General features: G+C 71.3%; 19 protein-coding genes. 2 read left to right on the top strand and 17 right to left on the bottom strand.

Going from position 1 to position 21,251, the window contains the following annotated elements; genetic code table 11:
- Nucleotides 1-28 precede the first annotated feature (28 nt).
- Together ABD327_RS19080 and ABD327_RS19075 are read right to left on the bottom strand one after the other, a co-directional pair.
- Complete coding sequence (locus ABD327_RS19080; RefSeq protein WP_344451836.1) at nt 29-778, bottom strand: DUF6177 family protein; 750 nt, start codon at nt 776-778, stop codon at nt 29-31.
- Nucleotides 775-1,104: a hypothetical protein gene (locus ABD327_RS19075; RefSeq protein ID WP_344451834.1), complete on the bottom strand. Its 330-nt coding sequence runs from the start codon at nt 1,102-1,104 to the stop codon at nt 775-777. Before ABD327_RS19075 ends, ABD327_RS19080 begins: the two co-directional genes overlap by 4 nt.
- A 102-nt stretch (nt 1,105-1,206) precedes the next feature.
- Here ABD327_RS19075 and ABD327_RS19070 point away from each other — a divergent pair, with 102 nt between their 5' ends.
- Nucleotides 1,207-2,985: a nucleotide-binding protein gene (locus ABD327_RS19070; RefSeq protein ID WP_344451832.1), complete on the top strand. Its 1,779-nt coding sequence runs from the start codon at nt 1,207-1,209 to the stop codon at nt 2,983-2,985.
- Between the two features lie 3 nt (nt 2,986-2,988).
- On the opposite strand, the gene ABD327_RS19065 is transcribed toward ABD327_RS19070, so the two are convergent.
- The 12 genes from ABD327_RS19065 to eccD all read right to left on the bottom strand — a co-directional run bounded on the left by ABD327_RS19065 (nt 2,989) and on the right by eccD (nt 12,303).
- Complete coding sequence (locus ABD327_RS19065) at nt 2,989-3,126, bottom strand: hypothetical protein (protein WP_344451831.1); 138 nt, start codon at nt 3,124-3,126, stop codon at nt 2,989-2,991.
- A 339-nt stretch (nt 3,127-3,465) separates the two neighbouring features.
- Nucleotides 3,466-4,656 carry a S8 family serine peptidase gene (locus tag ABD327_RS19060; protein ID WP_344451830.1) on the bottom strand — a complete coding sequence of 397 codons (1,191 nt, stop codon included), beginning with the start codon at nt 4,654-4,656 and terminating at the stop codon, nt 3,466-3,468.
- Nucleotide 4,657: 1 nt separating this feature from the next.
- Nucleotides 4,658-5,920: a hypothetical protein gene (locus ABD327_RS19055; RefSeq protein ID WP_344451829.1), complete on the bottom strand. Its 1,263-nt coding sequence runs from the start codon at nt 5,918-5,920 to the stop codon at nt 4,658-4,660.
- A 13-nt stretch (nt 5,921-5,933) separates the two neighbouring features.
- On the bottom strand, nt 5,934-6,350 hold the full coding sequence (locus tag ABD327_RS19050) for a hypothetical protein (protein WP_344451828.1): 417 nt from the start codon (nt 6,348-6,350) through the stop codon (nt 5,934-5,936).
- A gap of 73 nt (nt 6,351-6,423) precedes the next feature.
- Nucleotides 6,424-6,720, bottom strand: a complete 297-nt coding sequence (locus tag ABD327_RS19045; RefSeq protein WP_344451827.1) for a WXG100 family type VII secretion target — start codon at nt 6,718-6,720, stop codon at nt 6,424-6,426.
- Between the two features lie 10 nt (nt 6,721-6,730).
- Complete coding sequence (locus ABD327_RS19040) at nt 6,731-7,045, bottom strand: WXG100 family type VII secretion target (protein WP_344451826.1); 315 nt, start codon at nt 7,043-7,045, stop codon at nt 6,731-6,733.
- Nucleotides 7,046-7,178: 133 nt separating this feature from the next.
- A complete protein-coding gene (locus tag ABD327_RS19035) occupies nt 7,179-7,982 on the bottom strand; it encodes a hypothetical protein (RefSeq protein ID WP_344451825.1) in 804 nt (267 codons plus the stop codon).
- A 16-nt stretch (nt 7,983-7,998) separates the two neighbouring features.
- The gene (locus tag ABD327_RS19030) at nt 7,999-8,310 is read right to left on the bottom strand and encodes a hypothetical protein (RefSeq protein ID WP_344451824.1); all 312 of its coding nucleotides are present in this window, start codon (nt 8,308-8,310) and stop codon (nt 7,999-8,001) included.
- 16 nt (nt 8,311-8,326) lie between these two features.
- Nucleotides 8,327-9,085 carry a hypothetical protein gene (locus ABD327_RS19025; protein ID WP_344451823.1) on the bottom strand — a complete coding sequence of 253 codons (759 nt, stop codon included), beginning with the start codon at nt 9,083-9,085 and terminating at the stop codon, nt 8,327-8,329.
- Entirely contained in the window at nt 9,082-9,513 is a 432-nt protein-coding gene (locus ABD327_RS19020; protein WP_344451822.1) for a hypothetical protein, read from the bottom strand. Before ABD327_RS19020 ends, ABD327_RS19025 begins: the two co-directional genes overlap by 4 nt.
- The gene (gene eccB, locus ABD327_RS19015) at nt 9,503-10,936 is read right to left on the bottom strand and encodes a type VII secretion protein EccB (RefSeq protein WP_344451821.1); all 1,434 of its coding nucleotides are present in this window, start codon (nt 10,934-10,936) and stop codon (nt 9,503-9,505) included. The genes ABD327_RS19020 and eccB overlap by 11 nt, the downstream gene beginning before the upstream one ends.
- Nucleotides 10,936-12,303, bottom strand: coding sequence for a type VII secretion integral membrane protein EccD (gene eccD, locus ABD327_RS19010; RefSeq protein ID WP_344451820.1), 1,368 nt, complete (start codon nt 12,301-12,303; stop codon nt 10,936-10,938). Before eccD ends, eccB begins: the two co-directional genes overlap by 1 nt.
- Nucleotides 12,304-12,445: 142 nt before the next feature.
- On the opposite strand from eccD, the gene eccCa reads away from it, so the two are divergent.
- Nucleotides 12,446-16,306: a type VII secretion protein EccCa gene (gene eccCa / locus ABD327_RS19005; protein WP_425547152.1), complete on the top strand. Its 3,861-nt coding sequence runs from the start codon at nt 12,446-12,448 to the stop codon at nt 16,304-16,306.
- On the opposite strand, the gene ABD327_RS19000 is transcribed toward eccCa, so the two are convergent.
- The 3 genes from ABD327_RS19000 to ABD327_RS18990 are packed head-to-tail and all read right to left on the bottom strand — an operon-like array spanning nt 16,291 to nt 21,214.
- Entirely contained in the window at nt 16,291-17,442 is a 1,152-nt protein-coding gene (locus ABD327_RS19000) for a S8 family serine peptidase (RefSeq protein ID WP_344451818.1), read from the bottom strand. The genes eccCa and ABD327_RS19000 overlap by 16 nt on opposite strands.
- Nucleotides 17,439-19,532, bottom strand: a complete 2,094-nt coding sequence (locus ABD327_RS18995; RefSeq protein ID WP_344451817.1) for a serine/threonine-protein kinase — start codon at nt 19,530-19,532, stop codon at nt 17,439-17,441. Before ABD327_RS18995 ends, ABD327_RS19000 begins: the two co-directional genes overlap by 4 nt.
- Nucleotides 19,529-21,214: a hypothetical protein gene (locus ABD327_RS18990; RefSeq protein WP_344451816.1), complete on the bottom strand. Its 1,686-nt coding sequence runs from the start codon at nt 21,212-21,214 to the stop codon at nt 19,529-19,531. Before ABD327_RS18990 ends, ABD327_RS18995 begins: the two co-directional genes overlap by 4 nt.
- Between the last annotated feature and the right edge of the window lie 37 nt (nt 21,215-21,251).

Here is a 21,251-nt window from a genome sequence, read left to right as displayed (position 1 = left end):
GTCAACCGGCCGCCTCCCCGCGCGCCGTTCAGAGCTGGATGGGAACGGGAGCCCCCGCCCAGCGGGGCTCCACGGTCAGGTCGGGACGGCCGAAACGCACCTGGGCGGAGGCCGCCGTCACCCCCGGCAGCTTGGAGACGATGCCGCTCATCTGCGGGACGGGAACCGTCGAGGGATCGGCGAAACCGATGACGACCGTCGACTGCTCCAGCTGGGAGCCGTCCGGCAGGGGCATCACGGACGTGGTCGAGACCATGCCCGCGGAGCAGACCACCACGGCGCGGCCCGGGCGGCTGCGCAGCTCCTCGCTGAAGCGCCCCCGGTCCCAGCGCAGGCCCGCCGGCTCGTTGCGGCCCCAGCCCGTCGGAAGGTAGCCCAGGACCGCCTGGCAGACCTGGGAGAGCACCCCGGCGAGCGGCTCGCCCGGCGGCACCCGGTTCTCCAGGGTGAGGAACAGCTGGCCGCCGACGGCCGCCTCCGACTTCACCGTGAAGCCCGCGGCGTGGCCCTGCGCCCGGGGGTCGGGACCGAAGCAGTCGCCGTCCCATCTCAGGTGGTGGCCGGTGAGCCCGTCGTAGAAGGTGTCGCCGTCCGCGACGACCCAGCGGTCGTCCGGTCCGACCAGTGCGAGGCTGAGCGGCAGCGTCAACCGCGAGGTCGGCGGCGTCACGACCTGCAGCGCCCGACCCTCCGGCGCCATCCAGGCGAGCAGCGGCACCACGGCCCGGTCCTGCAGGATGACGGACGCCTTGGCGGTGAGGACGTCGGCGATGCTCACCTGCTGCTCCAGACCACGCCGCTGAACCGTCCGGCCAGCTCCGAGGCGAGTTCGCGCGCGACGGCCGCGGCCTCCTCCACGTCCGCGGCGGCCCGGACGTCGATCCACCACACCGGCGGGTCCGCCCGCACTCCCAGCAGCCGTTCGATCTCGCCCTGCGCCTCCACCGGCACCGGGTTCTCGACGGTCAGCACGAGCCTGCCCGCGTCGTCGAAGATCTGCACCGGCCAGCCCGCCCCGTTCACCCGGAACATGGTCCCGCAGGCCTCCGCCACCCCCGCGACGTCGGGTTCCCTTCTCCCGAGAACCACCAAGTCCTTGGACACCCGACGCCTCCTCCCCGATCCGGCAGCGCGCCGATCCTAGCCCCACAACTCTCGCAACTCACCACTAAACTCGCTTCCATCACCTTTGGGGGAAGGACCGCGGTGCCCGACTGGCAGCTCTCCACGCTTCGCGCTCTCGGCCTGCCCTCGCGCGGCCTGGCCGGCGGCTCGCCCCCCGTCCCCGTCGACCCCCTGACCTCCCCGGTCGTGCCCCCGAACCCCTTCGCCACCCGCCGCGACCGGGCTCCCGCCTCCTCCGTGGTCTCGGCGGCCGCCCGCCCGCAGCCCTCCCCGCCGCAGGGCGCCCCCGAGCCCCGCCCGGGCCAGAGCGGACCGACGGCGCAGCACGCCCCCGGCACCTCTTTCGCAGCGGACCCCCACGCCGGGCAGAGCAGCCTGGCCGCACCCGTGCACGGCGGCACCGCGCCACCCGCTTCCCCGGCAGCCGACCCGGAACGAAGCGCTCCCACCGCCTTCACCCCGGCCGGCCCCCTCGAGCAGGACGAGACCGCCGCGTACGGCGACGCGACCGCTCCCCCAGGGGCCCATCGGGCCCTCCCCGCAGACGCCCGTCCAGAACGGAACCCCGCCGCGTACGGCGACGCGGCCGCTCCGACGACGGACGCTCCCCCGGGGGCCCATCGGGCCCTCCCCGCAGACGCTCGTCCAGAGCGGAACCCCGCCGTGTACGGCGACGCGGCCGCTCCCGCGATGCCCCACAGCCCAGGAGTCCCTCCGGGCGAAGCGGCCCTCGGGACGGGCGTTCGCCCGGACCAGAACACCGCGTCCGTCTACGGCAACCCGATCGCTCCCGGCGCGCCTCACTCCCCCGAAGCGGTCGTGCCCTCGGAAGCGGCCCTGGGCGCCGGTGCCGCGTCCGTGTACGGCGATGAGGTCTCTCCCGGTGTGCCGTATGCGGCGGGGGAGGCCCACGGGGGCCATGCGGGGGTGCGGGTGGAAGAGGCCTCCTGGGCGCAGGGGGCGAACCCGGCCGGGACTCCGGTCGCGGACGATCTGATGCGGCGGATGCGGCACGGGGATCCGCTGGCGCGGCGGGTGGGGCGCGGGATGCGGCGGGCCGTGGGGGCGCGGGCCGCGCAGGCGGTGCGGGAGCAGGAGGCCGCAGCCGGGATCCTGGGGCAGGTGGTCAGCTCCTGCCGGAGGATCGCCGTCACGAGCCTTCGGGGCGGAGCCGGCAAGACGACCGTGACGGCTCTGGTCGCCCGCACGATCGCGGCGCACCGGGGCGACCGGACGCTCGTCCTGGACGCCGACCCGAGTCTCGGCTCGCTGCCGCTGCGGCTGGGCGTGAACGCCGAGCGCACCTACCGGGGACTGACGACGCTCCCGAACTGGGAGGCGGCCCAGTCCTACCTGACGCAGGCCGGCGAACGCCTCTGGGTGGCGTCCGCGTCGTCCTCACGCGCCCTGACGACCGAGCTGAGCCTCGGGGAGTTCCAGACCGCGCAGGGCGAGTTCAGCCGCTACTTCGGCATCAGCCTGGTCGACTGCGGTCCCGGCCTCACCTCGGACCTGCACCAGGGCATCCTGGCCTCGTCCCACGCCCAGATCCTCATCGCCCCCGCGACCGCCGACGGCGCCCTCAGCACCCGCAGCGCCCTCGACTGGTTCCTGCGCAGCCCGCACGCCCACCTGCTCCAGCGCACCCTCGTCGTCCTGGTCACCCACAGCCCGCACCTCGACGGAGACCTGAACCGCTCCCGCGCCCTCCTCGCCGCCGAAGGCGTCCCCGTCATCCACCTCCCCTACGACCGCCACCTGGCCGCCGGCACCTCCGTGGACCCCTCACTCCTCGCCGAGTCCTCCCAGGCCACCGCCGTCCACCTCGCCACCGCCGCCTTCACCCGCGCCATAGCCTGACGCCTAGAGCCCCCGCACGCTCGCCCGCGCGATCCGGTCCCTCTGCTCCCCGGTCTTCTCCCGCCAGGACGGCGAATCCCACGAGGTCCGCACGACCATCTCCTCGAGTTCCACCAGAACGGTGGCCCCCTCCACGAGCACGAAGAGGACCGCGCCTGCTGGAACCGCCCGTCCGCGCCCGCCTCTGGATCAGCTGTACGGGGGCGTCGAACTCCGGATTTCCCCGCCCTCCGCCGTTCTCGCCTTCCTTCACCGATCTCATCGGATCAGGCTCATGCGAAACGGCGCACGCCATTCCGGAGAACAGCACGAAGGCCGACCGGCCGAGTTCCGGCTCCGCGTCAGGACCGCGCTCGCGTCCAACGGAATTCCATTCCGTCCGCACTCTCAGGGATAATCTGAAATCTTTTCATAAAGATTCCCGAAGGTCGCTGAACGAGGAACCGGATGCGGAGTCCGCCTTGAAGCCCTCCTCCCCGGTCAGAGGGACCGGGCGGCGCCCCTGCGTCTTCTGCGGAAGACGAGGAAACCGGTGAAGACCGCGGCGAGGGAGAGGGCGCCCGCGCCGAGGAGCCAGGGGGCGTAGGTCTCCCAGTCGCTGGAGGTCGACCGCTCGCGGTTCGGGTCGCCGCCCACGGCGAAGTCCGGGGGGTTCTCGCGCTGCTGCTTCAGCTCGGCCTGTTCCTTGTGCCAGGCGTCGAAGCGGTCGTAGACCGTGTTGGCGAAGCCCGAGGGGACGGTGGCGGTCAGGGCCCTGTCCGGGCGGATGAGACCGTAGCCAGTGTGGTCGTCCCAGCCGGGCGTGTGGACGTCCTGGGCGGCGTACAGGAGACGGGCGACGATCTGGCGGGCGCTCTCACCGGGATGGGCGGAGCGGAGCAGGGCGATGGCGGCGGTGGTGAGGGCCGCGGCGGAGCTGGTGCCGCCGTCTCCCACCCACAGAGCCCCTGAGTCACGGAGGGAGGAGACCTCGTCGGAGGGCGCGGCGATCGCGATGTAGGGCTGGCGGACCGGCTTCTTCCGCAGAGTCAGTTCCTTGGACAGGCCCGCGACCGCGAGGACGCCAGGGCACATGGCCGGTACGTACGGCAGGTTTTCCGATGACCGGTTGTTACCCGCGCCCGCCACCAGAACCACGTCGTGTTCCGCCGCGTAGTCGACCGCTTCCTGCCACCCCGCATCGCACACGGGCTCGGCCGTCGAGATGTCCACCCCTGCGAACGACATGTTGACGACGTCGGCGCCCTGGTCGATCGCGTACCTCAGGGCTTCGCGGAAGTCGGCGCCGCCGTTCACCGGGATGGTGAGCACCTCGGCGTCCGGCGCCGCTCCCTGGTAGCCGCTCCCGCCTCCCTGGGCGGCGATGAGGCTGAGCATGCCGGTGCCGTGCTCCTGATCCCATTCGGGCGGTTTGACGAATCCGTCTCCGTATCTTCGGAAATCGCGTCCCTTACGGATGCGCGCACCGCGGAACTCCCGCAGTCCGAGGACGGGCTTCCCGTCGATGAGCGCCACGGTCACACCCTGTCCGGTGCTCTGCTTCCACGCCTGCTGGATTCCCGTCGTGGACAGCCACCACTGGTCGCCGCGCGGTTTCGGAACAGCGCTGACGGGACCGGCGCCGACCACGGAGGCCAGCGCCAGCCCCGCCACGAACATTCCGCGGAACACGTCAGCCGATCACCGCAGGAGGGATATCGGCTTCCGCGCCCCAGACGTCCTCGTCCTCCGAGAGCCAGGTGCTGCGGGTGTGCTCCTCGCCGTCACCGCCCCCGCCGCCGCGGGACCCGCCGATCGGCATACCCGCCTGGCCTCGGCCTGCCGCCTGCTGGGCCGCGCCGCGCGTCAGCGCGGACTCTCCGTTCATCGCGCCGATGACGCCGTTGCCGGGGCCCTGCGCGAGCCCGATCCGGGGAGCGCCGAAACTCGACGGGCCCCGGGTCACGGAGTTGCTCCCGGGTCCGTTGAAGCCGCCGAACCCGTTGTACGTCGAAGGCCCGCCGGGCTGGCCCGGCAGCCCTGTACTCGGCACCGAGGGGGTCGGTCCGGAGGGGTTCAGGTTGAAGGGGTTCTGACCGGTTCCCGGGTTAGGCCCGGTTCCTGCCAGATCCGTGCCGTTCCCGATGACCCCGCCGTTGCCTCCGATACCAGGCACGGTCGGTCCGGTCGGTCCGGTCGGTCCGGTGGGTCCGGTGGGCACCTGCTGGTTCGGATTCCCGGGGCCGGTGGGGCCTCCAGGGCCGATCTCACCCGGGCCGCCGTCATACGGACCGGTGCCGTACTGCCCGTTGCCGTAGAGACCGGTGCTCCAGGAACCGGACCCTCCATAACCCCCGTTCCCTCCGCCGTAGGGTCCGGAGGGCGGGGAGTAACCGGTCGGAGGCACTCCTCCCCCGTTCTCCTTTATGGGAAGAGGAGGAGCTATCGCGTTCACCACCGGGAGAGTGACGACGAGCTGGCTGGGGAGGCCGTTGTTCGCCTCGGCGACCCGGTCGTTCATCCGGTCGAGGAGCTCGCGGGCCCGTTCGTCGTCGCCGTCGGTGCGGATGAACCCGTCCGTCATGCTCTGGGCGCTGTCCTTGTAGAAGGGCAGGATGGTGGTGCCCAGCCACTTGTACGTCTCGCCGGCCTCGGCCGTGTTGGCGCTGATCGCGGTGGCGGTGCCGTGCAGCTTGGCGAACGCCTCGAGGGCGTTGTCGGCCGGCTTGCCGCGCCAGATGCCGGCGAGGGCCTCGGCGTGCGCGACGAGGTTGGCGGCGTGCTCGTCGAACCGGGTGGCCGTCTTCAGGTAGAGGTCGCCGGTCTGCGTCACGTTCCCGATGTCCACCGCGCCGATGATGGACTTGACCTGCTCCATGTCGACGCCCGGCGGGGTCGCCGGAGGCGGGCCGGTCGGGACGGCCTGGGGCCGGTGGACTCTGATCTCGTCACCCATGCGTGATCCCTTCCTAGGCGCCGAGCTTGCGGAGGTAGGCCGCGATCTCTTCTTCGACGTTCTCGTAGTTCGTGCTGCTGCCGCGCAGACCGGCGATCACGCCGAGGTAGGCGAAGCGCAGCCGGACCATCGCGTCGAGGAGCGCGCCGTGCGTGCGCTCCGACGACATCTTGAGCGTGCTCGCGGCCGGGGAGACGCCGAGGTCCGCGGCGGGGACCTTGTTGGCCGACGTGAAGCTCGCGATGTCCGCTTCCAGCTTCTTGAGGTCGCCGTCGAGCTTCCTGGCGATGTCGTTGAGGCGGTCGCGTTCGACGTCGATGTCGCCGGTGGCGCGCGGTGACGTCCAGGCGGATCCGGGGCCGCCGCTACGGGGTTGCCGGCTCAGGTCGTTCGCGACGCCCGAGCCGTTCGGGTGGTACTGATCGCCCAAAGTGCTGCCCTCGTGTGACTAGTGAGCGGCAGAACGCCGCCCCCTGGCCAGGGGGCGGCGCCTGTCGAGTCCGTCAGCCCCAAATACGCCGGTTGGCGTTTTCGGTGTCCTGGTAGCTCTGGTTCGCGTTGCCGATGGCGGCGCCCATCGCGTTGATGGTGTTCGCGACGTCCTGGCACGCCTTGTCCCAGACGCGCTTGGCCTCCCAGTAGGCCTGGACGGCGTCGCCCTCCCACTCGGAGAGGTTGGATTCCAGGTACTTCTCGAGGCTGTTGAGCCGGTTGTTCAGCTCGTTGTACACCTTGCGGAAGTCGGCCTGGCCGTCGGCGAGAGCGCCGAAGTTGACCTTTGTGTAGTCCGTGGGAGCCACGTCAGTTCCCCTAGTTGTTGAGCAGCGCGTTCAGCCGCTGGATGTCCGCCTGCGTCTGGTCTTCGTTCGCCTCGTACCGGATCCGGTTGTCCACGAGCTTCTCGTGGATCTTGTCCAGCTGTTCGAGGGTGGTACGGAAGGCCTGGTCGAAATCGGTGAAGACCCTGTTGAAAGCGAGGGAGGCGTTGCCCACCCAGCCCTCCATCATCGCGCCCTTGCGACCGTTGAGTCCGGTCTGCAGGCCCCTGATGTCGTTCGCAGCGTCTTCGACCTGCGAGGCGGCCTGGGCCATTTTGGCCCTATCAGCACCCGAAGTGGGAGCCACCCGTCACCTCCATAAATGCGGCGGAATTTCCGGTTTGCTAAGCGATGATCACGATACGCACATCAGCCTCTTATCTGCCACTTGACAGCAGAAAACTCTGACGCCGCGTTATTCAATCGTTATCCCTGTTGTCTCACCTGTCCTGGACGGACCAGTCGGCGTCGCCGTCCTTGACGGTGGCGTCGCTGAACGTCCCGGTGGCGAGCTTCGGCCAGTGGCCGCCGTCGAGTCCGGCGCCGCTCTCCAGCGAGGCGCTGTTGTTGATGAGCGTCTCGATCTGCGGGCCGAGGAACGCCAGCAGGCCGCCGACGGCCGCGGCGATCGCCAGCGGCACCGTGCCCGCCTCCTCGATGATCGTGGCCACGCCGAAGAGGCTCGCTATGACGATGCCGAACTCCACGATCATGCTGATCATCGCGGCGAGGAACTTGATGACGATCACCGCGATCGCCACGTAGAACACCAGTCCCGCCACCGCGCTGGCGTTCAGCGTCGTCTTGATGGTGTCGGCCATCGAGGAGACCCGGGTGGCGGCGGTGCCCTGCGCCTTGGCGACGGTGAGGTAGGCCTCGGTCGCCGGGCCCTCCCAGAACGCCTCGGTGAGCTTGCGCTTGATCCGCTCCTCGCCGATGTCCGAGGCCACCGTCTCGGTCGTGCTCTGGATGCTGCTCCACTTACTGGCGTCGTAGAACATCTTGATCGGCGCGAAGAGGCCCTCGATCACGTCGATGATCTTGTCGAGGATCGTCTTGGCCAGGTCCGCGGCCCAGCCCGCCATCTCCACCAGAGCGTTGCCGATGATGTCCGGCACGTACCACTTGTTGGCGGTCGCGGCCGCGGCCGGCTTGAGCTCGGGGATCTTGGCGGAGATGTCCTTCATCCCGGAAGTGATCTTGCTGGTCGCCGTCTCGAACTCGGCGAGGCTGAACGTGGACAACCGGATCTCCCTCTGGTCAGTAGAGCTTGTTCATCTTGTGCACGTTCTTCGCCTCTTCCGCCTCATAGGTGGTGGCCACCTTGCGAAGGGCGTCGCCGCCCTTCTCCATCTCGGTGACCGCCTCCCGCGCCAGCATCTCGATCTTCTGCTGAGTGCTGTTCACCTGGTTGACCAGGCTCTGGAAGAGGCCCGCCTCGACGCGGTTCAACTCGAGCCCCGCGACGACCGTGCCGACCTGCTCCATCTGACCGGCGGCCGCGTCCCAGTCCTTGGCGTGCGTGCGCAGCCCTTCGACCGAGAACCTGATCTCTTCTTTGCTGGGAGCCATGTGCGAGTGCCTTTCGTCAGCGGAAGGTGTTCGGCAGCCGGTCGAGCAGCGTGAGCGTCTCGGCCAGCAGGCCGTCGACGCCCTCGGCGGGCGAGGTCGGGGCCGGACGCGCGGCGGCCTCGGCCAGCGCCGCCTCCAGCGCCCCCTTCAGCGCCGAGGTCAGGTCGGTGGCGTTCTGCCCGCCGGCCCAGCGGGCGTCGATGTCGCAGCCGGTGATGCCGGCGCCGGGGGCCACGGACAGGGACACCCTCCGGCTGCGGTCGCGGCCGGTGAACTCGGCGGGGGCCGAGGGGGCGGTGAAGTTCTGGGTCCGGTCGAACAGCTTCAGCATCTCCTCGGCGAGGACGTTGACCGGACGCGGTTCGCTCCGGCCGCGCATCCGCTGGAAGGCCGGCGGGGCACCGGCCTCCTCCCCGCCCAGACCGCGCTCGATGCGCTGCCCGATCCGGTCCACCTTTCCCTTCCAGTCCGTCCGCTCGAGGTTCTCGCCCCAGAGGGCCACCCGTTCGGACACGGCCTGCCGTGAGGCCTCCGTGACGGCCTGGGCGAGCGCTTCGGGGGCGAGCCGCTGCTTCCAGCCCGCGCTGACCCTGATCGACGAGGCGGTCCCCGACGCGTCGAGGAAGACCCGGACCTGCCCGGAGGAGTCGCTCGCGTCCACCGGGCCGGGTGCCTGCTCCTCTCCCTCCCTCAGCAGCTTCTGGAAGGCGTTCATGTTCCGGTGAAGGAACTGGAGGTCGTCGATGAGGCGCTGCGCCCCGTCAAACGTCGTCATTTCTGGTCCTTCAGAGTGGATCGTTTTTTCCCTGTGCAGTACGCGGCCAGGAGGAAGAGCACCCCGCCGACGCCGAGGACCGTCTCGGCCGTTCCGTAGACGGCGAGGTCGGAGTTGACGGAGACCACGATGAGCGCGGGGAGCGCGAGGCCGGACAGGACGCAGAGCCAGAGCGCCGCGAGCGACGCGGAGCGGGTGAAGAAGTCCCGGAGGAACACCAGGCAGATCGTCAGGACGCCCGCGGCCAGCGCGCCGAGGAGGACCGGTCGGTAGATCAAGGGGTCGGGCGCCGACGGTTTGTGAGCGGACAGATCTTCCGACCACCAGAAATCGAGCGCCATCACGGTGCTCACCACGCCCAGGGCCGCGAAGAGCACGACCAGCATGCGGGACTCCAGCTCCTTGGCCCGATTCGGGTCATAACCCATATGGCACTCCGTCCCTGAAAATCTGGTTGTACACCTTACGCCGACGAAGATCGCATAAGGACGAAATCTGGTTGATCGCGGCCTGGCCGTCCAAGGCCGGTCCCTGCGGCATGAGCTGCATCAGGTGGGACAGGACGGGACGGGCCTGGGCGACGCCGTAACCGAGCTTGCCGAGATCCTCCTGGGTCGGGATGGGGAACTTCTGCCCGTCCTCGGTGATGAGGACGTAGGCGGTGGGCGCCTCGTTCTGGGTGACGGCGGCCAGCACCCCGGTGCCGGGGCTCATGACGACCTGGTCCAGCCGGTCCTTGCGGGTCCCGACGGCGGCCGGTTCGGCGATGGCGGGCAGGGAGGCGCCGAGCGTCAGCCCCGCCGAGGCCTTGCCCGGGTCCTCGTACACCGCGCACAGCGGCTGCGAGCCGTCGTAGGCGACGACGCGGGGCAGCTCGGCGGGAAGGCCGGTCTCGGGGAGCCGGGCGGTCTGCGCCTGGTTGGCGACGGTGCGGGAGAGCGGAACGGTCTCGGGGGCGCCCGGGGTGTTCTCCAGCAGCCATGCCTCCGTCTTCGTCAGCGGGGCCAGGCCCTCGCGCAGCAGCACGAACCACTGCTGCGGCGAGACGCCGGAGGCCTCGACGGAGTAGACCTGGCCGATCCGGCCCTTCCCCCCGGTCGGGGCCGCGCGGCGGGAGCCGTACCCGGGGATGGTCGGGGCCTCGAACTGCGGGCCGGGCACCAGCCCGTTCAGCCACACGGCGGGCACGGTGAGCGGCTGCTGGTCCCGGGCCAGGGGGCCGAGGAACGCCTTGTGCAGTTCCATCTTGGTCCCGTCCACGACCAGCCAGTACTTGCTGTTCGCCACGACGACGACGCCCGTCCCCGCTTCCACGGGGGTGCCGCCCAGCTTCCGTCCGACGGCCATGGACGCGGCCGGAACGCGCAGCCCATTGTGGGAGACCGTGCTGACGCATACCGTCCAGGGCGCGCTGACCAGCGACGACGGCAGCGCGTCCGGCGCTCCCGGGATGCCGATCAGCGGCCCGCGCTGGAACTTCGACAGGGACTTGGTGGCGACGGTACGGACCTTCACCTGCGAGCCCTGGATCGCCAGCCGTGCCGAGGCGTAGTTGACCGCCGTGCACAGCCGGTCCTTCTGCTTCTGGCACATGACGTATTTCGCGCCGGTGCCCTTGGCGATGAGGACGGTCGTCTCGTCCATGTTGCGGATCGAGCCGTCCTTGGTGATGAGCCCGGCGATGCCCCAGCCGGCGATGAGCAGCACCCCGACCATCAGGCCGCTGAACAGGCCGATGCCGATGCGGCGCAGCGGCCGGTCGGCGTTGTCGGGCTCGCCGAGCATCAGGGCCTGCCCGGCGCGCATGGTCATCAGGCGGTGCGCCTGGACGAGGTCCTTGCGGGTCAGCATCAGCCCACCGACGCGGCCATGCCGCGCACCTTGTCCAGCAGCCCGACCACGCCGAAGGCCAGCGGGATCAGGCTGACGATCAGCAGGAGGTCGAAGACGTCGAGCATCCGGGCCCAGACCGGGGACGGGTGCGCGCCGGGCAGCCACAGCCCGAGGACGATGACCGCGACGGCCAGCAGGACCAGGGGGGCGAGGGCGGCGCCGGTGAAGACGGCCGGGTCGAGGTCCGCGCAGAGGGTGACGGTCAGCAGGGCGAGTCCGGCCAGGCCCGGAACGATGAGCCACAGCCGCTGGCCGCGCCCGCCGAAGACGCGGGCGCGCAGCAGCAGGGCCAGCGCGACGACGCCCGCCATGGTCGGCGGGGACCAGCCGTCGCCGAGCACCAGCAGGGACATGGCGACGGCGGCGGACAGGCCGATCCCGGCGTTGACGCCGGTGACGATCCGGTCGGCGACGGCGGTCCGTTCGAGCACGGCCTGCCCGTCCACCATGAGGGTGTCCGAGCGCAGGTCCTCGGCGCTGGCCGGGACGGGCGGCAGCGTCACCCGCGACAGCCGGAAGGCCAGGGTGGGGGTGAGCGGGGTCAGCGCCAGGGTGGGCGCGATGATGATCGACGCGACGCCCGCCGCGCCGAGGTTCGGAAAGCCGAGCCCGAGGCCGCCCGCCAGCACGCCGATCAGTCCGGCCAGGGCGTATCCGGCGAAGACCGACAGGCCGTCGTTCACCGCGAAGCCCGCGAGGACGGCGACCAGCAGCAGGACCGCGCTTCCGGCCAGCAGCTGGGCGGCGCCGAGTTCGGCTCCCGGGCTCAGGAATCCGGCGAGGAAGCCGTAGAGCAGCGCGAGGTGGCCGAGCACGGCGCCCGCTCCGGCGTCCCCTCTGGCCCGGGACGCCGCCGCGGCGCCGCCGAGCAGCAGGAGGGCGATCCCGCCCGTCAGGAAGGGCGCCCACGCGCCGCCGCGGGCGACGGTCAGGTAAGCGCCGAGTACCAGGATGAAGGTGCCGACGCCCAGGCCGGTGGCCCTGGTCATCGCGGGTCTCCACCGGTCGGGCCGTTCCCGGACGGCGGTCGCGATGACGTCGGGGACATCGTCGAAGGCCGGTTCCGGCAGGGGCGCCATCTGCGGCCGGAGGTAGAGCACCTCGCCGTCCTTGACGCCCGCCTGCTGGGGTGACGTCCCGAGGTCGAACGGGGCCTCGTCCAGCCGTTGCAGTACCCATCCGCCGTGCGCCAGTCCGGAATTGGCCAGGTCGGGCCCGGAATTGCGGATCAGGACCGGAAGCAGCGAGCCGAAGGGAACGTCGGCAGGCAGGGACAGGTCGATACGGCGGGCAGGACCGGCGACGGTGATCCTGCACAGATCCACCAGTTTCCTCCAGTCATGGGGGCGTTCATAAGATCACGGTTCTCTAGGATGACCGTTCATACCAAAAGTGGACGACAAGGGGAAAGTCAAAGCGATGAGCACGGAGCTGGTCCGTCGCGGCGAACGTCGCAAACCACCCCAGATGCCACGTGGGGAGATCCTGCTGGAATCCCCGCCCGAAATCCCGGAGCAGGTCTCCGAAGGCGGCCGGCAGGCACTGATGTACCTGCCGATGATGGCCGGGTCCGGGGCGATGGTCTTCATGGTCGCCCAGCCCGGCTCCAGCCCCCTCACCTGGGTGTCCAGCGGCCTGTTCGCCGTCTCCATGCTGGGCATGATGCTCGGCCAGATGGGCCGGGGCAGCGGCGAGCGCAAGGTGAAGCTGAACGCCGAGCGCCGCGACTACCTGCGCTACCTCGGCCAGGTCAGGACCAAGGTCCGCACCGCCGCCAAGGAGCAGCGGGACTCGCTGGAATGGGGCAGCCCCGACCCGGCCTCGCTGCCCTCCCTGGTACTGAGCGAACGGCTGTGGGAACGCCGCCCCGCCGACGAGGACTTCGCCAACGTGCGCATCGCGCGCGGCCCGCAGCGGCTCGCCCTGGAGCTCATCCCGCCGGACACCAAGCCCGTCGAGGACCTGGAGCCGATGACGGCCGGCGCGCTCGGCCGGTTCACCCGCACCCACTCCACCGTGCCCGACCTGCCCGTCTCCGTGGCCCTGCGGTCCTTCGCCCGGTTCGTGCCCGGCGGCGACCCCGAGACCGTCCGCGGCCTGACCCGCGCGGTGCTCCTGCACCTCGCCGCCTTCCACACCCCCGACGACATGCGCGTCTCCGTCTGCGCCTCGCCCGAGCGGCTCGCCGCCTGGGACTGGGTGAAATGGCTGCCGCACGCGCTGCACCCCACCGAACTGGACGCCGCCGGTCCCGTCAGGCTCATCACCAGCGACCTGAGCGACCTGGAGAAGCGGCTGGAGATCCAGAACCGCCCCCGGTTCAGCCGCGGTCTGTCCCTGGACGACCTGCCCTACCACGTCGTCATCCTCGACGGCGGCCAGGTTCCCTACGACACCCAGCTCGCCGAGGGCATCGAGGGCGTCACCGTCTTCGACCTGGACGAGGCGCTGCCGGCGATCAGCGACGACCTGACGCTGCGGCTGCGGGTCTCGCCCCGGCAGATGGCCATGCTCGTCCGCGACCACGCCGGCAAGGAGACGCCCACCCGCATCGGCGTCCCCGACCAGGTGTCGGTCCCCCAGGCCGAGGCGCTGGCCCGGCAGCTCGCGCCGCTGCGCGCCAGCGCCGCCGAGGAGGCCGCCGAGGACGCGCTGGCCGGGGCGACGACGCTGACCCAGTTGTTCGGCATCACCGACCCCCACCGGGTGGACCTGGCCGCCACCTGGCGTCCCCGCCCGCCGCGCAGCAGGCTGCGCGTACCCGTCGGCGTGGACCCGACCGGACGGCCCGTCGAGCTCGACATCAAGGAGGCCGCGCAGGGCGGTTTCGGCCCGCACGGCCTGTGCATCGGCGCCACCGGCGCCGGCAAGTCGGAGTTCCTGCGCACCCTGGTGCTGGGTCTGGCGATGACGCACTCCTCCGAGGTCCTGAACTTCGTGCTCGTCGACTTCAAGGGCGGTGCGACCTTCCTCGGCATGGAGGAGCTGCACCACGTGTCGGCGGTCATCACCAACCTCGAGGACGAGCTCCCCCTCGTCGACCGCATGTACGACGCGCTGCACGGCGAGATGGTCCGCCGCCAGGAGCTCCTGCGCGCCGCGGGCAACTACGCCTCGCTGCGCGACTACGAGAAGGCCCGCGAGCAGGGCGTGAACCTCAAGCCGATGCCCACGCTCTTCCTCGTCCTGGACGAGTTCAGCGAGCTGCTGTCGGCCAAGCCGGAGTTCGCCGAGCTGTTCGTGATGATCGGACGTCTCGGCCGTTCGCTCGGCGTCCACCTGCTGCTGGCGTCGCAGCGGCTGGAGGAGGGAAAGCTGCGCGGCCTGGACACGCATCTGTCGTACCGGATCGGCCTGCGCACGTTCTCGGCGATGGAATCACGGGTCGTGCTGGGCGTTCCGGACGCCTACGAACTGCCCCAGGCTCCGGGCCACGGCTACTTGAAGGTCGGCACCGACCAGATGACGCGGTTCCGCGCGGCGTACGTGTCGGGGCCCGTCTCCGAGGAGATCGCGGCTTCCTCCGGCATGGCGGGGGCGTCCGGCCAGACGCGCAGGATCGTCCCTTACACCGCGGCGTACGTGCCGCTGGTGGAAGAGGAGAACAGGGAGTCCTCCCCGGAGGCGCCCGAGCACAAGGAGGCGCAGGACACCCTGTTCGACGTCATCGTCAGGCAGATGAACGGGCTCGGGCCCGCCCCCCACCCGATCTGGCTGCCGCCGCTGGCCGAACCCCCCACCCTGGACGGCCTGGTCCCCCGCGACGGCAAGCGCCCCCTGCACACCGTCGTCGGCATCGTCGACCGCCCCTTCGACCAGCGTCGCGACCCGTTCTGGCTCGACCTCTCCGGCGCGGCCGGACACGTCGGGATCGCGGGCTCGCCGCGCAGCGGCAAGTCCACCGCGCTGCGCACGCTCATCTGCTCGCTCGCGCTCCAGCACACGCCCCGCGAAGTGCAGTTCTACTGCCTGGACTTCGGCGGCGGCTCCCTCGCGCAGCTGGCCGGGCTCCCCCACGTCGGCGGTGTCGCCTCCCGCCTGGACGGCGACCGCGTCCGGCGCACCGTCGCCGAGGTCACCACGCTCATGGAGCAACGCGAGCGGCGCTTCGCCGAACTCGGCGTCGACTCCATGGACTCCTACCGCCGCAGGCGCGCCGCCGGGGAGTTCGCCGACGACCCGTTCGGCGACGTCTTCCTCGTCGTGGACGGCTGGCTCACCCTCCGCCAGGACTACGAGGCGCTGGAGGAGGCCATCACCGAGCTGGCGTCACGCGGACTCGGCTACGGCATCCACGTCGTCGCCGCCACCCACAAGTGGTCGGAGTTCCGGATGTCCATCCGCGACCTCCTCGGCACCCGCCTCGAACTGCGCCTCGGCGACCCGTACGAGTCCGAGATCGACCGCAAGCTCGCCGCGAACGTCCCCGAGGACACCCCGGGCCGCGGCCTGACCCGGGAGGGACTGCACTTCCTCACCGCGCTCCCCCGCCTGGACGGCGTGCAGGACGCCGACGACCTGGCCGCGGGCGTCGGCGACCTCGTCAACCGGCTCTCGGCCTCCTGGCAGGGTCCGCCCGCGCCGAAGGTGCGGCTGCTGCCGTCCCTGCTGAGGGTCGACGAGATGCCCGCGGACACCGGCAAGAAGATCCCCATCGGGATCGACGAGGACTCCCTGGCTCCGGTCCTGCTCGACTTCACCGCCGATCCGCACTTCCTGATCTTCGGCGACACCGAGTGCGGCAAGTCCAACCTGCTGCGCCTCGTCGTGGAGGGCATCACCGGCCGGTTCACCCCCCAGGAGGCGCGGCTCATCTTCCTGGACTACCGGCGCTCGCTGCTGGAGGAGGCCTCCAGCGAGCACCAGATCGGCTACGCCGCCTCCTCGACGGCGGCCGAACCGCTGATCAAGGGCATCCACGGCGCGCTGATCAACCGGCTCCCCCCGGCCGACCTGACCCCCACCCAGCTCAAGGAGCGCTCCTGGTGGTCTGGCGCCGACCTGTTCGTCGTCATCGACGACTACGAGCTGGTCGCCACCTCCAGCAACCCGCTGAGCCCGATCGTGGAGCTGCTGCCGCAGGCCCGCGACATCGGGCTGCACCTCATTCTCGCCCGGGCGGGCGGCGGCGCGGGCCGGGCCATGTACGACCCGGCCGTGCAGCGCGTGCGCGAGATGAGCTCGCCCGGCCTGATCATGTCCGGCAGCAAGGACGAAGGCGCGCTGCTGGGCAACATCCGACCCGAGGCGCTGCCGCCCGGCCGCGGTCGGCTGGTGGACCGGCGCGCGGGCGTCCGGCTCGTCCAGACCGCCTACCGGGGCGAGTGACCGCCCGGAGCCCAGCGGCGGCGACGGCCGTGCGGCACCGTCATCCCGACGGCGAGCGCCACGGCCGCCGCCGCCAGCGCGGCTCCCATGACCCCCAGCGCGATGTTCCTGGGCCGCCCGTCCTCCTTCACCGGGACGGGCATCGACACGGCCCGCGCGTCCGCGGTCACCGGCTCGGCGGGGACCTGGGCGCTGACGGCCTGCAGCGGGTTGACCAGCCCGTAGCCGCTGCCGATCCCCTTGCTGCCGTCCGCGGTCGCCTCGACCCGCCGGATCACCTGCGCGGCGGTCATCTTGGGGTAAGCCGACCGCACCAGCGCGACCACTCCCGACACGAACGGCGCCGCGAAACTGGTGCCCTCGTACTCGAACGACCAGCCGGATCCCGGCCACGTGCTGGTGACCCCGACCCCCGGCGCGACGACCGACACGCGCGTCGCGACGTCCGAGAAGGCCGTCACCTTGCCCGTGCTGTCCACCGCGCCCACGGACAGCACCCCTTCGTACTGCGCGGGGTAGGCGGGCCTGGCCGTCCCGGTGTCCTCCGGGTCGACGTTCCCGGCCGCCGCCACGACCACCACGTCGTGCTTGACGGCGTACGCGACGGCCTGCCGCAGCGGCTTGCTGTCCTGCCCCGTCTGCGCCGAGACGTTGATGACCCGCGCCTTCTTCCTGACGGCAGTGATGATGCCCTTCGCCATCAGCAGGTCGGAGTTGTCCTGCGCGTCGGCGGCCACCTTGACGGACAGGATCCGCGCTCCCGGAGCGACGCCCACGAACGGCGCCCTGGTCGTCTGGCGCGCCGCGATGATCCCCGCGACTCCCGTCCCGTGCGCGGCGCAGTCCGCCGGCCCCGTCCGGGTGAGGTCGAACGCCCCCGCGCCCTGCCCCTTCAACTGGGGGTTCCCGAAGTCCACTCCGCTGTCCACGACGGCCACCACGACCCCGCGCCCGGTCGTCAACCGGTGGGCCGCCTTCACGTTGAGCACCTGCTGCGCCCAGGGCTCCCCGCCCATCTGCGGCTGCCCGGGCGGAACCGTGCACCGCTCCGGCGCCGCCGCGTGCGCGGGGACCGGCAGGAGCGGGACCAGCACCGCCAAGGCCGCCGTCGCGGCCCGGCTTCCCGTGGACCTCATTCGAACCTGCTCAGCTGCTCGACGCGGACGGCGCGCCACACCCCGTCCGCCTGCTTCATCGTCATCCGCCAGATCACCCCGTAGAGCTGCTCGGAGCCGGCGCCGGAGCGCTTGGACGTCCTGGTACTCACCATCAGCACCGGGTCCCGCGAAGGAGCGGGGAACGTCTGGAACGCGACGTCCAGGATCGTGCCGTGCACCGCGACTTCCTGGCCGATCTGGTTCTGCCAGGCGGGCAGGTCCGAGGTCAGCGCCTGCTCCGCCAGGCAGATCCGCATGGCGCTCTTGTGGGTGTCCTTCGTGCTGTACGAGAAGTCGAGGTAGTTCATCAGGCAGTTGGACGCGTCCTGCGTGAGCGCCTTCCCGTCCGTCCCCGGCCAGGACGAAGCCGTGTCCAGGACGGGCTCCTGGTTCTCGTCGACGTTCGAGACGTCCGCGACGAGCCAGCTCGCGCCCTCCTTGACGAGTCGTACCCGGGCCTCGACCGACTCCTCGGTCGGGCCGTACGCGGAGGTCGTCCGGCGCGTTCCCGACACCAGGGCCTCGATCCTGTCGTCCGCCACGGAGATCACTCCGAGCGTGGACAGCCTCAGGACGGCCGACGCCTTGTCGGTCTTGGCGTTCTCGATCGTCTCCGGCGATCCGTGAGCCAGGGTCCACTGCTGGAGGAAGGACGGCGAAACGGGCAGCCCCTGGTCCGCGAAGGAGCCCTTGTCCTTGTGGTCGTAGCCGTAGAGCGCCTCCACGGTCGGCACCGCACCGCTCAGGGCCTTGGCCGCCGCCTCGGGCGCCGTCAGCGCTCCTTCCTGCACGACCACCTCCGGGGTGTTCGGGTTCGGAGAACCCTCTTCGTCCTGGAGCAGGCCCTTCCCCAGGTAACCCAGGCCGGCGACCAGGGAGACCGCCGCGGCCGAGGCCACCGGGACGATCCAGCGGCGGCGTGAAGGAGGCCCCGACGGCGGCAGCGGAATGGGAGGAGGCGTATGGGGCGGCGCACCCGCCCCGGGGCGCGTGCCCTGCAACAGCGGAGCCGCGACCGAAGCGGCGAAGTCCGGCTGCCGGTACTGGGGTTGTTGCTGGTACTGGTGCTGGGACGCCCCGCCCGGGCTGGTCATCCACGTCGCCCCGGACGGCTGCGGATACGGCGGCGGGGTGCGTCCCTGGGCCCCCGACGGCAGGGTCGAGGCCGGAACGACGGGATTCCGGGGCTCCTCCGGAAGGAAGCCTGGAGTCCACACCGAGCTGATCTGGGTGTGCGCCTCCTGCTCGGCCGCGACGCCCATCAGCTCCGTGAGGATCCGCTCCCCCGTGGGCCGCCGGTCCGGGTCCGGGTCGAGCGCGGCCTCCACCAGCGGCAGCAGGTCCATCGGCACGCCCGAGAGGTCGTGCGCGCCCTGCTGGGCCCGGACGGCCAGCACCATCATGTTGCCCGTGCCGTACGGGTGGCGCCCCGTCGCGGCGTAGGCGACGAGGCTTCCCCAGGCGAAGATGTCGCCCGCCGTGGAGACCCTGTTCTCGAAGAGCTGCTCGGGCGCGATCCAGCCGGGGCTGCCGACGACCACGCCGGTCGCGGTGTGCTGGCTCGCCGAGTCCGTCGCCCGCGCGATGCCGAAGTCGATGACGCGCGGACCGTCGGCGGCGAGCAGCACGTTGTGCGGCTTGAGGTCGCGGTGGACGAGCCTCGCCGTGTGGATCGCCAGCAGCGCGGTGGCGATGCCGATGACGAGGCCGCGCAGCTGCGCGGCGGGGAAGGCCCCCTGCGTCTCGACGTACTCCTTCAGGGACATGCCGGGGACGAACTCGGTCACCAGGAAGGGCATGCCCTCCTGCTCGCCGTACGCCAGGACGGCCGCGGTGCAGAAGGACGCCACCCGCCGGGCGTTCGCGACCTCGCTCTCGAACCGCGCCCGGTAGCCGGGGTCGGCCGCGAACTCGCGGCGGATCACCTTGATGGCGACCTGCCGCCCGTCCGGGCCGAGGCCCAGGTAGACGACGCCCATGCCGCCCGCGCCGAGCCGGCCGAGCGTCCGGTAGGTCCCCAGCTCCCGGGGGTCCTCGGGGAGGAGCGCTTCGATGTTCGGTGCGATCACGGGCGCAGGATGCTCAGAACGTCCTGGGTGACGGCCTTCGCCTCGGCGACGGCCGTGTCGGCGGGCACCGGGACCATCGGGTTCACGCCGTCCCCGCCGGAGAACTCGACGTCGACGTTCACGTTGCCCACCCGCACCGAGAGGAGCGCCTTGCCGAGCGGGGTCGTGGTGACGGACGGCTGCACGTAGGCCTGGTCCCCCACGCTGACCAGTTCCTCCACCGGGCCGTACTTGATGCCGATCACGTCGGTCTTGTTCGCCTGTTCCTCCGCCCGTTCCTTCGGGCTCTTGAAGGACTGCTGGGCCTTCGCGACGGTCGTGCGGTACCAGAGCCGCACGCTGATCTTCCTCATCGGCGCGTCGGGCGAGCTGCCGGAGCTCCAGACGCAGGTGGCGTTGCTCATGTCCTTGCCGGAGGTGTAACCCTGGTCGGCGATCCGCTGCATCCCCGCGGTGGGGATCAGCCGGGCGAGCGTCTCGGGCTTCACCAGGGCGCACGGGTCGACCAGGCCCTTCAGCACTCCCTTGGACCACGAGGGCTTCGCCGCCTGCACGGGGGCGTCCTCCGGACCGGTCTGCGGGGCCGCCGGGGCTCCCGTGCACTGGTCGGTGCAGGCCTTGATGGCCGCCGCGACCTGGGTGGCCGCCTCCTCAGCGCCCTCGCGGGCCTTCGCCTCCGGCAGCGGGACGTCCTTGCTGTCGTCCAGGAAGTTCTTCGTCGGGTGGTCGTAGCCGTGGTAGGTGACCTTCACGAGGTAGTTGCCCGTGCGGAACACGGTCTCGCCGTACTGCACTCTCTTGCTCGACAGCCGCGAGTAGGTGAACGCCTCGTCACCGACCTGCGGGACCGTGACGGCGCCGTACTTGTAGCCGGAACCGTCGTCCTTGTTCTCGTTGTCCTTGGCCGTCCCGAGCTCGTACTGCAGGTCGTCCGCGGTCTCGCCGACGGCGTCCTTGTGCTCGGAGGAGGTGCGCAGCCGCACCAGCACCTTGAGCTCGCGGCTGATCTGCAGGGCCGAGCCCTTCTGGTACTTGCTCTGCCAGGTGCAGGAGGTGAAGGCGTTGTCCTCGCTCGCGCCGTCCTTCGAGGCACCGGAGAAGGACTCGGTGTACGGGACCAGCTTGGAGACCGTGTCCTTGGAGACCCAGCCGCACGGGCTGGTCACCTTGGTGTACGGGCCGGTGGCCGCGGGGGCGGCGGGGGCCGTCGGAAGCCCGTCGGGGGCGGCGGGTCCGTCGGAGAGGGCCGGCATCGAGGGCGGCCCGGCGACCGGCTCGTCCGAGCCGCCGGAGGCGAACGCGAACACCAGGCCGACCAGCAGCACCACGCCGAGCGCGGCGCCGCCGATCGCCAGCACCTTCTTGTCGACGCCCCCCGGCTGCCGGGGCGGAAGGCCGGGCCCGCCCGGACCGCCGGGGAAACCGGGTCCGCCGGGAAAGCCGGGTCCGCCCGGGAAGCCCGGACCGTTGGGCCCGCCCTGGAAACCGGGACCGCCGGGGAAGCCGGGGCCGTTGGGCCCGCCGGGACCGCCCGGAGCACCGGGACCAGGCCCGAACTGCCCTGGAGGCGCGCCCCACTGGGGAACGCCCTGCGGCGGCTGGCCCGGCTGCTGCTGCGGCTGGTTCGGCTGCTGCGGCCGATCCTGACCGAACTGCGGTGCGGGATCCGGTTCCTGGTTCATCCATCGCTCCCCGTGAAGGCGAAAAGCACGCGGCTGA

Origin of the sequence: Actinocorallia aurantiaca (genome assembly GCF_039533685.1) — a bacterium.
GTDB classification, from domain to species: Bacteria; Actinomycetota; Actinomycetes; order Streptosporangiales; family Streptosporangiaceae; genus Actinocorallia; species Actinocorallia aurantiaca.
Note: the sequence above shows the minus strand (reverse complement) of the source record. Positions and strands in the feature narration are given on the sequence as shown.